The organism is Nonomuraea sp. SBT364 (genome assembly GCF_001083785.1).
Classification (GTDB): Bacteria; Actinomycetota; Actinomycetes; order Streptosporangiales; family Streptosporangiaceae; genus Nonomuraea.
In genome coordinates this window covers 1-12,471 of record NZ_LAVL01000220.1, presented here as the reverse complement: position 1 = coordinate 12,471, position 12,471 = coordinate 1, and the positions used below count along the sequence as shown (strand labels likewise).

Below are 12,471 nucleotides of genomic sequence, written 5' to 3'. Positions count from 1 at the left end.
ACGCTTTTGCATACAGCATTATTATACAATGTTCATGTATATGGATGAGTAAGTATTGAGCATTTTATTTTTTTTTTTTTTTAAAAGAAAAAGCCGACATACGATATCTAGCCGGTTCTGGGGGGCTGGGAGATGTGAAAAAGAAACAGTCTTCACCTTCGCCCCCAAGCGGCCCCGACCGCCGACCGCCACGACCGCCACGACCGCCCGAGCGCCCCGTAGGCCCCGGGCGCCCCATAGGCCACGAGCGCCCCGTACGCCCCATGGCACCACACAACCGCGGCCTCTCGCCATCCCCATGACGGCGGGCCGGGCGACGCCCCGTCGTCACCCCGCCGGCGACAGCGTCATCCTCCGGGGCCGGTGATGGCGACCACGCGCCGGTAGAGGGCCTTCTCGGCGCCTCTCAGCGTCAGCGCGAGCGAGACGTAGTCGTCCTTGGTGGTGGGCTCGGCGCCGTCGGCGCGGCCCAGCCAGACGAGGCCCACGTAGTGGCCGAGGGCGTAGCCGCCCGCCTCGGTGTAGCCGCCCGCCGGGTAGGCGGCCCCGGCGCTCTCCAGAGGGACCGTCCAGCCGCCGCGGTAGAGCGTCTTGAGCGACTCGACGAGTTCGCCGGCCGCCTCGGCGTCACGCAGGTTGAGCAGCGTGTACTGGCCGACGTAGCGGCCGTCGGCGGTGGTGTAGAGGCCGCGGGCGGCCTGGCTGCACCCCGCGTCGGCCACCTGGGCGAGCAGTTCCTCGCCCCACAGCGCGGCCGAGCAGTCGGCGTCGATCTGGCTGGCGACGAGTTTCAGCGAGAGCTTCTTGGCGCCGGGGAGTGTCTTCTGGCCGAAGACCTCCTTCGCGGTGAGCGGCTTGGCGTCCTTCTCCCGGTCGGCGACCGGCTGGAACAGCTTGGGCGAGGCCCAGCCGTGGAACACCTGCGGCAGCGCCACGTCGCTCGTGGGGACGGAGCCGCCGGTCCGCGCCGCGGGGGTGTAGGAGCCGAGCGAGGCGACGACGGCGACCAGCGCGACGGCGGCCACCAGGGCGGCGGCGACGGTGGCGATGATCGCCAGCAGCCGTTGCTGCTCCGGCCGGAACCCCCAGCGGGTCAGGAGCGGCAGCTCCCACTCGGACCGGGGGGCACGGGGAGCCCGGGCGGCGCGGGGAGCTTGCGGGGCACGGGGAGCACGGGCGGCGCGGCGCCTCTTGCGGGCCCTGGTCTCGGTCACAGCCCCGACGCCCCGATCAGGTTGCCGAGCCCGAACGTCAGCCCGGCCGCCACCACGCCCACGACCAGCTGGCGCAGCCCCGAGTACCACCAGCTGCGCGCGGTCACGGCGGACACGACGGCACCGGCGGTGAACAGCGCCACGCAGGACACCACCGCGGGCACCCACAGGCTGACCGCGCCGAACACGTACGGCAGGAGCGGCAGCGCGGCCCCCACGCTGAAGGACAGGAACGACGAGACCGCCGCCAGGACGGGCGAGGGCAGCTTGCCCGGCTCGACGCCCAGCTCGTTCCTGGCGTGGACCTCCAGGGCCTGGCGGGGGTCGCGGGAGAGCTGCCTGGCCACCTCGGCGGCCAGCGCCGGCTCGACGCCCTGGTCGGTGAAGGACTGGGTCAGCTCGTCCAGCTCGGCCTCCGGGTGGCGGGCCAGTTCGCGGGCTTCCACCTGGATCTCGGCCTGGGCGAGCTCCTTCTGGCTGGCGACGGAGACGTACTCGCCGCCGGCCATGGAGAACGCGCCGGCCGCCAGCCCGGCGATGCCCGCCAGGCCGATGACCTTGGTGTTGGAGGTGCCCCCGGCGACGCCGGCGATGAGCGCGAAGTTGGACACCAGGCCGTCCATCGCGCCGAACACCGACGGCCTGAGCCAGCCGCCGTTGACGTCGCGATGTTCGTGGTGGATCTCCGCGCGCCCGCTCATCGCGCGTTCTTCTCCTCCGCGACGTCCTTCTCCTCGGTGACGTTCCGCTCCCCGGCGGCGTCCTTCTCGGAGGCATCGGAGGCATCGCCGGTATCGGCGGCATCGGAGGCGGTGTCCGTCTCGTCCGCCCCAGCGGCTCCGGCGGACGGCTTGTCACCCTCGCCCGCGTCCGTGGCCGTGGACGTGGCGCCTTCGGGGTCGGCCTGGTCGGTCTGGTGGGCCGGGTCGACGCCGTCCGACGGGGAGACGACGATCTCGTCGCCCGTCTTGTTGCGTGTCGCCCAGAAGAAGATGAGCGCGCCCACGAACACCGCGATCGAGGTGTACTGGTTGATCCGCAGCCCGAGGAACTCGACGGCGTGGTCCACCCCGCCCACGGGGTCGATGCGCAGCCCCTCGATCCAGAACCGCCCGAGCGTGTAGCCGGCCACGTAGAGGGCGAACAGCCGCCCGTGGCACAGCGTGAAGCGCCGCCCCGCGTACAGGAGCACGAAGCCGAGCGCCACGTTCCACAGCGACTCGTACAGGAACGTCGGGTGGTAGAGCACGCCCGGCTCCCCGCCGTGCACCTGGTCGATCTCCAGGCCCCACGGCAGCGTCGTCGGCGAGCCGTAGAGCTCCTGGTTGAACCAGTTGCCCCAGCGGCCGATGGCCTGGGCGAAGGCGATGCCGGGCGCGACCGTGTCGGCGACCGCGCTCAGCGACAGGCCACGACGGCGGCAGGCGATCCACACGCCGACGCCGCCGAGCGCGATCGCGCCCCAGATGCCGAGACCGCCCTCCCAGATGTACAGGGCCTGGATCGGCTCCTTGATCGCGCGGGCGCCGAAGTAGGTCTGCCAGTCGGTGATGACGTGGTAGAGGCGGCCGCCGATCAGACCGAAGATCACCGCGGGCACGGCGATGTCGATGATCGTGCCCTTCTGGCCGCCGCGGTCGCGCCAGCGGCGCTCGCTGAGCCAGACGGCGACGATCACGCCGAGCACGATGCACAGGGCGTAAGCCCGGATCGGGATGATTCCGAGATACCAGACCCCCTCGGAGGGGCTGGGAATCGAGGCTAGGGGCATGTCAGGTGAGGGTAGCGGACGTCAGGCTACTTGGCGGCCCCGGTGACCGTATCGCGCAGATCCTTCGGCGTGAAGATCACACTGTTGTCGATCATCTGACCGTCGATCTTCACCGTCGGGGTGCCTTCCAGGTTCTCCTGCTTGTTGACCTTGTCGCTGTAGTCGAGCTGCGTCTGGGCGTGCTTCTGGGAGGTGACGCAGGTCTCGAAGCCCGGATCGGTGACCCCCGCCTCCTTGCCCCATTCGATGAGCTCGTCGGTCTTGAAGCCCTCGACGCTCTCGCTCGGCTGGTTCTCGAACAGCAGGTCGTGGAAGGCCATCCACTGCTTGCCGTCGGCTACGCACCGGGCCGCGGACCCGGCGCGCACCGAGTTGGCGCGGGTGGGGTCCTGGGGGAAGATCGTGATCGGGTGGTAGACGACCTTGGCCAGGCCCTCGGCGGCCAGGTTCTTGAACGTCTGGCCGCTGACCCGCTCCAGCTCCTTGCAGGCGGGACACTGGAAGTCCTCGTAGATGTCGACGACCGGCTGGGTGACGCCGTCCTTGGCCATGATGACGCTGCCGTCGGGCTGCACGGTGATCGGCGCGAGCCCGGCCCCGGCCTGCTCGGACTGGGACCTGCTCATCGTGTACCACATCCCCGCGGCCACGGCCGCGACGGCCACGGCGCCGGCCGTGATGTAGGTGACGACCTTCTTGCGCTGCTCCCGCGCACGGTCGGCGGCCTGCTGCTCCCTGATCTTGTCCCGCGCCGACTTCGCCCGCTCAGCCTTGCCCATCACCGTTCTCCTCATCGTCCATGGGGTGCTCCGCACCCGCCAGCCCCAGCGGCCGGTCCAGCGCGAAGCGGCCCGGCGGGAAACGCACGATCCAGCCGCCCAGCAGCACGAGGCCGAAGTCGCGCAGGATGTCGAGCAGGTAGGTCGGCTCCTGCCCGGCGCCGAGCTGGCCACCACCGCCGAAGCAGCCGCAGTCGATCCGCAGCCCGTGGGCCCACGCCCAGGCTATGCCGAACACGAACGCGAACATGAGCAGCGCGGCCACGACGGCCGCCACCCTGGTCATGAGGCCCACGATCAGCAGCACCCCGACGACGACCTCCACGATCGGCAGGGCGTAGCCCGCGGTCGTGGCCACCGACTCGGGCAGCAGCTCGTACGCTTTGACCGCCACCACCGAATCGGCCGGATTGCCGATCTTGAGCCCTCCGGCCGCGATCAGCACCCCGCCCAGGACCAGCCGGGCGACGGTCGTCACCCAGGGTATCGCCCATCTCGCGTTGTGTGACGCCTGTGACGCGTTCACGAGCCATCTCCTCTTCCTCCGTGCGGAAGGCGCACAGTACCGGGACCTATCCGATCACGCTCGGGATAAGGGTCTGCTAAGTGCCGCCATCCCGCGCGTCACCTGCGGGGAAACCCCGGTTCTGCTGGGCGCGGAACTCGCTCGGCGGCTGCCCCGCGCGCCGGGTGAACAGCCGCGTGAAGTACGCGGCGTCGTCGTACCCGACGCGCCGGGCGACCGCCGCCACCGGCAGGTCGGTGCCGGCGAGCAGGTCCTTGGCCCGGTTGAGCCGGATCGACATCAGGTAGTCCTTGGGGCTGCACCCGGCCAGCCGGCGGACGGCCTGGCGCAGCTCGGCGAGCGGCATGCCGAGGCGCCTGGCGTGCTCGGCGACGGAGACGGGCAGGCAGGCGTCGCGGGCCAGGCCGGCCAGCACCGGGTCGCCGTGCGGGTCCTCGTCGGCGCGGCTGTGCCGCAGCGCCACCAGGACCTCGGGCACGATCGCGGACGTCTCGACCTCCAGGTAGGCGCTGCCCCGGTGGCACGCCTGGGCGATGCGGCCGATGGCGCGCGCGGCCGGCTCGGCGGTGGTGAGCGGGGTGACGGGCCGGGCGGCGTCGACGAAGCCGAGGTCCTGGTAGGCGGCCGCGGCCGGCCCGGCGAAGTCGACGAACCACTCGCTCCAGCCCGGCTCGTACGGCGCGTAGTGGTGCTCGACGCCCGGCAGCAGCCAGATGACGGCGGGCGCCACCACGTCGACGGGCGGCCCGCCTCCGTGCGAGAACCAGCCCCTGCCGTCGGTGACCAGCACCGCGACGTGGTGACCGAGGACGCGCGGCCCGACGGTCGGTACGCTGCCCTCCTGTCGGCCGACGCCGAGGCAGACCAGGCCCAGTTTGCGGTGCGCGGGGCCCGGCGTGAGGTAGTGCGTCCACTGCCTGGGCGGCGTCGCCGTCACGCTCTCCCCCGGCTGCAGATGAAGTCCAAGAAGTCCCCGGGTTTGTCCATGGCGGCCGGGCGACCGGCTCGGCCAGGCTGCGGGACGCGAAATCCTATCCGAAGGAAGGCACATGCGTAGTTTCACGATCGACGGCGAGGGATTCCGGCTGGACGGCGAGGAGTTCCGGGTGCTGTCCGGCGCGCTGCACTACTTCCGGGTTCATCCGGAGCTGTGGCGGCACCGGTTGCGGATGCTGCGGGCGATGGGGCTCAACACGGTGGAGACGTACGTGCCGTGGAACCTGCACGAGCCGCGCCCCGGCGCCTTCCACCGGGCCGACGACCTGGGCGCGTTCCTGGACCTGGCCGCGGCGGAGGGGCTGCTGGCCATTGTCCGGCCGGGTCCGTACATCTGCGCCGAATGGGACAACGGCGGCCTGCCCGCGTGGCTGACCGGCCGGATCAGGACGAGCGACCCCGAGTACCTGGGGCACGTGGACCGCTGGTTCGACCGGCTGATCCCGCAGGTGGCGGAGCGGCAGGTGACCCGCGGCGGCAACGTGATCATGGTGCAGGTGGAGAACGAGTACGGCTCCTACGGCACCGACGGGGCCTACCTGCGGCACCTGGCCGACGGGCTGACGGCGCGCGGGGTGGAGGTGCCGCTGTGCACCTCCGACGGCGCCGAGGACTGGTACCTGACCGGCGGCACCCTGCCGGGGGTGCTGGCCACGGTGAACTTCGGCTCCGGCCCGGAGAAGGCGTTCGAGACGCTGCGCGCGGCGCGGCCCGGCGAGCCGCTGTTCTGCATGGAGTTCTGGTGCGGCTGGTTCGACCACTGGGGCCAGGGGCACGTGACGCGGTCCCCGCAGGACGCCGCCGCGACGCTGGAGCGGATCCTGGAGCTCGGCGCGTCGGTGAACGTCTACATGGCGCACGGCGGGACCAGCTCGGGCACCTGGGCGGGCGCCAACCGGGAGGGCGAGCCCGCGCTCGGCGAGTGGCGGCCGATCGTGTCCTCCTACGACTACGACGCGCCGATCGACGAGCGGGGGGCGGCGACGGAGAAGTTCTGGGCCCTGCGGGAGGTGCTCGCGCGCTACGCGGACGGGGAGCTGCCCGACGTGCCGCCGCCGGCGCCGCTGCTCCCGCCGGCCGTCCTGGCGCCCGGCGGCTCCGTACGGCTGGCGGACGCTCTGGAGGCGGTGGCCGGGGCCGAGGTGACGGCTCCGGCGCCGCCCGCGTTCGAGGAGCTGGGGCTGAACCAGGGGCTCGTGCTCTACCGGCTGCGGGTGCCGGGGCCGCGTGAGCCGTACCCGCTGACGGTCTTCGGCCTGCACGATCGCGCGCACGTGCTGGTCGACGGCGAGCTGAAGGCCGTCCTGGAGCGCGGCGCGGACGCGCCCGAACTGCTCGTGGGCGGGCCCGCCACGGTGGAGCTGCTGGTGGAGTCGATGGGCCGGCCCAACTACGGGCCGCTGCTCGGCGAACGCAAGGGCATCACCGGCGGCGTGGTGCACCGCCATCAGTTCCTGCACGGCGTGAGCGCGCGGCCCATCCCGCTGGACGAGCTGCCGCCGCTGCCGTTCGGGGACGAGGTGGTGCCGCAGGCGTGCTCGTTCTTCCGCTTCGAGCTGGAGGTCGCCGAGCCCGCCGACGCCTTCGTCGCGCTGCCGGGCTGGGGCAAGGGGTACGTGTGGGTGAACGGCTTCTGCCTGGGCCGCTACTGGGAGCGCGGCCCGCAGCGGACGCAGTACGTGCCCGCGCCCCTGCTACGGGCAGGCGCCAACGAGATCGTGGTGCTGGAACTGGACCGCCCCGGCGCGACGCTGGAGATCCGCACCGAGCCCGACCTGGGCTGAGGCGCGCGAACGGGCCGTCCTCCACCAGGGCGGCCCGTGAGGTGGGCCGTCCTCCACCGGAGGGCGGCTCCGCGGAAGGTCAGGCGCGGGTGCGGACGCCTTCGGCCATGGACCGGGCCAGCTCGCCGATCGAGGCGCGGCCGGCGGCCTCGTCGGGGGCGTCGAGGATGCGGCGGATGAACGCCGAGCCCACGATGACGCCGTCGGCGTAGGCCGCGACCTGCGCCGCCTGGGCGCCGGTGCCGACGCCGAGGCCGACGCAGACCGGCAGGTCGGTGTGCGCGCGGGTGCGCTTGACCAGGTCTTCGGCCGCCACGTTGACCGTCTCCCTGGCCCCCGTGACGCCCATCAGCGAGGCCGCGTAGACGAAACCGGTGCAGCAGGCGGCGACGGCCTCGATGCGCTCCTCGGTGGAACTGGGCGCCACCAGGAACACCGTGTCGATCCCCGCGTCGGCCGAGGCGTCGCGCCACGGCTGCGACTCCTCCGGCGTGAGGTCGGGGGTGATCGTGCCGGCGCCGCCGGCCGAGGCGAGGTCGCGGGCGAAGCGGTCGGCGCCGTAGCGGTCGATCGGGTTCCAGTAGGTCATGACGAGCGTGGCGGCCCCGGTGGCGGCCACTCCCTCGACGGTGCGCAGGACGTCGGCGATGCGGGTGCCGTTGGTCAGCGAGCGGTGCACCGCGTCCTGGATGGTCGGCCCGTCCATGAGCGGGTCGGAGTAGGGCAGGCCGATCTCGATGACGTCGCACCCGGCCTCGACCAGGGCCGCGGCCGCGCTGACGGCGCCTTCCTTGGACGGGAAGCCCGCGGGCAGGTAGCCGATGAGCGCGGCCCGGTTGTCCGCCTTCGCCTTGGCGAACACCGTCTGGAGAGTCGTCATTGGTGGTCCGTTCTCAGGTCGTCGAGCCCCGCCCCGCTGCGGGTCGTCAGAGGTTGAAGTACTTCATGGCCGTGCCCATGTCCTTGTCGCCTCGGCCGGAGAGATTGACCAGGATGGTCGCCTCCGGGCCGAGCTCGCGGCCGAGCTCCAGCGCGCCGGCGAGCGCGTGGGAGGACTCGATGGCGGGGATGATGCCCTCGGTGCGGGCCAGCAGCGAGAAGGCGGCCATCGCCTGGTCGTCGGTGACGCCGTGGTAGGTGGCGCGGCCGCTGTCCTTGAGCCAGGCGTGCTCGGGGCCGACGCCGGGGTAGTCGAGGCCCGCCGAGATCGAGTGGGACTCGATGGTCTGGCCCTCGTCGTCCTGCAGCACGTACGTGCGCGAGCCGTGCAGCACGCCGACCGAACCGGAGGTGAGGGTGAGCGCGTGCTCGCCGCTGGCCAGGCCGTGGCCGCCCGCCTCGTAGCCGTGCAGCTGGACGTCCTGGTCGCCGAGGAAGGCGTGGAAGATGCCGATGGCGTTGCTGCCGCCGCCGACGGCCGCGCAGACCGCGGTGGGCAGCGCGCCGGTCAGCTCCAGGATCTGGCGGCGGGCCTCGACGCCGATGATGCGGGCGAAGTCTCGGACGATCTCCGGGAACGGGTGCGGCCCGGCGACGGTGCCGAACAGGTAGTGGGTGGTGTCGACGTTGGTCACCCAGTCGCGGAACGCCTCGTTGATGGCGTCCTTGAGGGTCTGGGAGCCGTTGGTCACCGGCACGACCTCGGCGCCGAGCAGCTTCATCCTGGCGACGTTGAGCGCCTGGCGCTCGCAGTCGACGGCGCCCATGTAGATGACGCACTCCAGGCCGAGCAGCGCGGCGGCGGTGGCGGTGGCGACGCCGTGCTGGCCGGCGCCGGTCTCGGCGATCACCCGCTTCTTGCCCAGCCGCTTGGTCAGCAGGGCCTGGCCCAGCACGTTGTTGATCTTGTGGGCGCCGGTGTGGGTGAGGTCCTCGCGCTTGAGCACGATCCGCGCCCCGCCGGCCTGCTCGCCGAAGCGCGGCACGTCGGTCAGCGTGGTGGGCCGGCCCGCGTACGTGCGCAGCAGGTGGTCGAACTCGCGCAGGAACCGCGCGTCGTTCCTGGCCTCGGCGTAGACGGCGGCGACCTCGTCGAGCGCGGGGATGAGGGCCTCGGGCACGTAACGGCCGCCGAAGATGCCGAACTTGCCGCGCGCGTCCGGGTCGTCGCCGTGGACGCCGTTGCCCGCCAGGTCGGCGGCGGTGAGGATGGAGCCTTCGTTCGCCACTGCTATCCCTCTGCTCCGTGGTCTGGACGGGTCGCCGGATGCGCGCCGGCGGTCACCAGCGCCTCCACGGCCCTGCGCGGATCCTTGCCGGTGACCAGGCTCTCCCCCACCAGCACGGCGTCGGCGCCCGACCTGGCGTAGGCGAGCAGGTCGTGCGGCCCGCGCACGCCCGACTCGGCGATCTTGATCACATTGTCGGGGATCTTCGGCGCCAGCTTCGCGAAGACGTCGCGGTCGACCTCGAGCGTCTTCAGGTTGCGGGCGTTGATCCCGATGACGCGGGCGCCGGCCGCGACCGCGCGGTCGAGCTCCTCCTCGGTGTGCACCTCGACGAGCGGGGTGAGCCCGATGGACTCGGCACGCTCGATCAGGGACACCAGGGCGGGCTGCTCCAGGCAGACGACCATCAGCAGGGCCAGGTCGGCGCCGTGCGCGCGGGCCTCCCACAGCTGGTAGGAGGTGAGGATGAAGTCCTTGCGCAGGATCGGGATGTCGACGCGGGCGCGGACGGCGGCCAGGTCGTCGAGGCTGCCGCCGAACTTGCGCCGCTCGGTGAGCACGCTGATCACGTGCGCGCCGCCGGCCTCGTAGTCGGCCGCGAGCGCGGCCGGGTCGGCGATGGCGGCGAGCGCGCCCTTGGACGGGCTGGAGCGCTTCACCTCGGCGATCACCGAGACCCGGTCGCCGCCGAGCGCGGCGAGCGCGTCGCGTGCCCCGGGGGCCCGCTCGGCCCGCTGCTTGAGGTCGTCAAGCGGCACGGCCCGCTGACGTGTGGCGAGGTCGGCGCGCACCCCGTCGAGGATGTCGTCGAGGACACTCGGTCCTTCGGTCCGCTCACTCACGCGCTTGGGGTCCCTCCGGTCGGCAGTGGGGGTGGAGGCCGGGAGTTCGCTTCGCGTCCGCTCCCCGCCTTGTCTTGCTTGTCTTGCGATGGTATCGGCCCGGCGGGAGCACATCGTCACAGGGCTCGCCTTACGGCGCCAGGAACGCCCCGAACGGAAGGTTGCGAACCACCCAATACACCAGGACGATCGCCAGGAACGCCCACAGCCACGCCGGGTGCGCGAGCGTGGTGCGCCGGGGCCTGCCCTGCCAGGCGCGCACCAGCCACCGGCCCCACCAGAACAGCAGGAACGGCACCATGGCCAGCGCGAGCGGGTTGAGACCGGCGGCGGCCACCGGGTCGAGGTGGGCCAGCGCGTGAATCGTCCGCATCGTCCCGCAGCCCGGGCAGTAGAGACCGGTCGCCCACAGGAACGGGCAGGTCGGATAGTGGCCCGGTTCGTTGGGGTCGATCACGCCGACGACGCCGAACACGGCCCCCGCCGCCACGGCCACGCCGAGCGGCGCGAGCACCGACCTGAGCCGGTCTGCGCCGCGCCGCTCGAGGTTCGCGTGGGGCATGGTCATCCGTAGTAGCTGCTGCTGCTGGCCACGAGGATCACGAAGAACAGCACGTAGGCCACGACGATGAGCACCTCGGCGATGAGGCCGAAGATCAGCGCGCGCTTCCACCAGGTCTTGGCCTCCTCCGAGGCCTGCACCGCACCCTGGTAGTCACCGGCCGACCACTTCTGGTTGACCTGCGACGACTTGACAATCGAGACGATGCCGAGGGGAAGGCAGCAGAAGATGGTGGTGAGAATGGCCGCCACCAGGTGGTTGTCCGGGGGCGTCTGCGGCGCGCCGTAGCCGCCGCCGTAGCCGCCACCGCTCGGGGGCTGCTGACCGTAGCCACCGTAGCCGCCACCGCTGGGCGGCTGCTGGCCGTAGCCACCGCCGCTCGGGGGCTGCTGGCCATAACCGCCACCCGGGGGCTGGCCGTAGCCGCCGCCGCTCGGGGGCTGCTGGCCGTAGCCGCCACCGCTGGGCGGCTGCTGGCCGTAGCCGCCGCCCGGAGGCTGGGCGCCGTAGCCGCCTTCGCCCTGATTTCCGTAACTCATCCTAAGTACTCCTCATGTCGTCATGTTCGCGGCGACTTGCGCGCGGCAGCCTAGCGACAAACCATCGGCGACATGCAATAACGTTCACCTTGCGGACAACTTGTAATCTGCCTGCATGCGTGGCGTTACCGCAAGTTATGCCAGGTCACACGGTCGTCAACTGCTGTAGGCGGTGGACGAGGCGAATCCGAAGACCGCCAGCCACAGTCCTCCGAAGAAGATCCACAGGATCAGCCACAGCACGATCGTGATGTAGGAGGTGACCAGGCCGCCCATCGCCATGCTCTGGCCCTCCTCGCCGGTGCGCTTGATGCGCGCCATCGCGATGTGGCCGACGATGGCGCCGGGGATGCTCGTCAGGCCGCAGAAGAGCAGGCCGACGATGCCGAGCACCAGCGACGCGACGGCCATCCCGCTGGTCGGCCTGGGCGGGACCGGCCCACCGTACTGGGGCGGGTAGCCGTACGGGCCACCGCTCGGCGGCTGCTGCCCGTAGGCGTACGGGCCGCCGCTCGGCGGCTGCTGCCCGTAGGCGTACGGGCCGCCGCTCGGCAGCTGCTGGCCGTAACCGCCGCCGGGCGGCTGGGCGCCGTAGCCGCTGCCCTGGTCCCCGTAGCTCATCCGCTTGGCTCCTCGTGTGATCGCCCCGCCCGGCTGCGGCTCATGGCCGCGCGTCAGCCGGACCGGCGGCGAATCCGACCCGGATGCTCGCCAACCTAGCGCGATTCGGTCGGATCGTCTCCACGGTCGAGCGCGTCCCACAGGGCGCGGTCGCCGTCGGCCTCCCGGGGGGCGCGGCCGGAGTCGCGCTCGTAGCGGTCGGACATGCCGGCCCACCGGCCGCCGCGCACGACCACGGCCAGCCCGCCGGCCAGCACCAGCGCCGCGCCCAGCCCGCACAGCACCGGCCAGAGGGTCACGTCGTCCCAGGTGAGGGTGGCCGTGCCGGCGAGCACGTTACGCTCCCGCAGCCAGCTCAGCACCACGGCGTCACCGGTGGCCGCCCAGGTGGCGGCTCCGGCGGCGAGGCCGCACAGGGCGAGCAGCGCGCCCATGAGGCGGCGGCCCAGGCCCTTGGTGGCCAGCACGGCCACCACACCGGCCAGCCCGGCCAGCGCGACGGGAGCGAGCGACGGGCCGAGGTCGCCTCCGGTGGGCGCGACGAGCTCGGCGGCCCCGCCGGCCTCCCGCACGCCGTCGGCCCACGATCGACCGGCGGCCAGCAGCACCAGCAGGCACCCGGCCGCCGCCACGGCCAGCCACGCCCACCGCTCCCGCGCAGCCCCACCC

The 12,471-nt window shown here is 72.2% G+C and carries 14 protein-coding genes; 1 reads left to right on the top strand and 13 read right to left on the bottom strand.

Going from position 1 to position 12,471, the window contains the following annotated elements; all coding sequences use genetic code 11:
• Positions 1 to 347: 347 nt before the first annotated feature.
• The 6 genes from ADY59_RS43460 to ADY59_RS43435 form a co-directional block, all read right to left on the bottom strand.
• Positions 348 to 1,214 (bottom strand): hypothetical protein, encoded by an 867-nt coding sequence (locus tag ADY59_RS43460; protein ID WP_049575989.1) that lies wholly within the window; start codon positions 1,212 to 1,214, stop codon positions 348 to 350.
• Positions 1,211 to 1,915, bottom strand: a complete 705-nt coding sequence (locus ADY59_RS43455; protein ID WP_049575986.1) for a VIT1/CCC1 transporter family protein — start codon at positions 1,913 to 1,915, stop codon at positions 1,211 to 1,213. The genes ADY59_RS43460 and ADY59_RS43455 overlap by 4 nt, the downstream gene beginning before the upstream one ends.
• Complete coding sequence (gene lgt, locus ADY59_RS43450) at positions 1,912 to 2,985, bottom strand: prolipoprotein diacylglyceryl transferase (RefSeq protein WP_049575984.1); 1,074 nt, start codon at positions 2,983 to 2,985, stop codon at positions 1,912 to 1,914. Before lgt ends, ADY59_RS43455 begins: the two co-directional genes overlap by 4 nt.
• Before the next feature lie 26 nt (positions 2,986 to 3,011).
• Positions 3,012 to 3,764, bottom strand: a complete 753-nt coding sequence (locus ADY59_RS43445; protein ID WP_049575982.1) for a DsbA family protein — start codon at positions 3,762 to 3,764, stop codon at positions 3,012 to 3,014.
• Entirely contained in the window at positions 3,751 to 4,242 is a 492-nt protein-coding gene (locus tag ADY59_RS43440) for a MauE/DoxX family redox-associated membrane protein (protein WP_082310849.1), read from the bottom strand. Before ADY59_RS43440 ends, ADY59_RS43445 begins: the two co-directional genes overlap by 14 nt.
• A 124-nt stretch (positions 4,243 to 4,366) precedes the next feature.
• On the bottom strand, positions 4,367 to 5,227 hold the full coding sequence (locus tag ADY59_RS43435; protein ID WP_049575978.1) for a helix-turn-helix domain-containing protein: 861 nt from the start codon (positions 5,225 to 5,227) through the stop codon (positions 4,367 to 4,369).
• Between the two features lie 112 nt (positions 5,228 to 5,339).
• Here ADY59_RS43435 and ADY59_RS43430 point away from each other — a divergent pair, with 112 nt between their 5' ends.
• Positions 5,340 to 7,070 (top strand): glycoside hydrolase family 35 protein, encoded by a 1,731-nt coding sequence (locus ADY59_RS43430; protein ID WP_049575974.1) that lies wholly within the window; start codon positions 5,340 to 5,342, stop codon positions 7,068 to 7,070.
• 79 nt (positions 7,071 to 7,149) lie between these two features.
• Here ADY59_RS43430 and trpA read toward each other — a convergent pair whose 3' ends face one another.
• From trpA to ADY59_RS43395, 7 genes are all read right to left on the bottom strand, one after another.
• Entirely contained in the window at positions 7,150 to 7,950 is an 801-nt protein-coding gene (trpA, locus tag ADY59_RS43425) for a tryptophan synthase subunit alpha (protein WP_049575972.1), read from the bottom strand.
• 46 nt (positions 7,951 to 7,996) lie between these two features.
• Complete coding sequence (gene trpB / locus ADY59_RS43420) at positions 7,997 to 9,202, bottom strand: tryptophan synthase subunit beta (RefSeq protein WP_197094132.1); 1,206 nt, start codon at positions 9,200 to 9,202, stop codon at positions 7,997 to 7,999.
• Positions 9,203 to 9,240: 38 nt separating this feature from the next.
• Positions 9,241 to 10,080, bottom strand: a complete 840-nt coding sequence (trpC, locus tag ADY59_RS43415; protein WP_049575970.1) for an indole-3-glycerol phosphate synthase TrpC — start codon at positions 10,078 to 10,080, stop codon at positions 9,241 to 9,243.
• Between the two features lie 130 nt (positions 10,081 to 10,210).
• Entirely contained in the window at positions 10,211 to 10,648 is a 438-nt protein-coding gene (locus ADY59_RS43410; RefSeq protein WP_231619174.1) for a DUF2752 domain-containing protein, read from the bottom strand.
• Positions 10,645 to 11,181: a CD225/dispanin family protein gene (locus tag ADY59_RS48145; RefSeq protein ID WP_063780967.1), complete on the bottom strand. Its 537-nt coding sequence runs from the start codon at positions 11,179 to 11,181 to the stop codon at positions 10,645 to 10,647. The genes ADY59_RS43410 and ADY59_RS48145 overlap by 4 nt, the downstream gene beginning before the upstream one ends.
• 156 nt (positions 11,182 to 11,337) lie before the next feature.
• Positions 11,338 to 11,802: a DUF4190 domain-containing protein gene (locus tag ADY59_RS47855; protein ID WP_053175718.1), complete on the bottom strand. Its 465-nt coding sequence runs from the start codon at positions 11,800 to 11,802 to the stop codon at positions 11,338 to 11,340.
• A gap of 95 nt (positions 11,803 to 11,897) precedes the next feature.
• Positions 11,898 to 12,471, bottom strand: a 574-nt coding sequence (locus ADY59_RS43395) for a Trp biosynthesis-associated membrane protein (RefSeq protein WP_063780968.1), incomplete at its 5' end; no start/stop codon positions are given.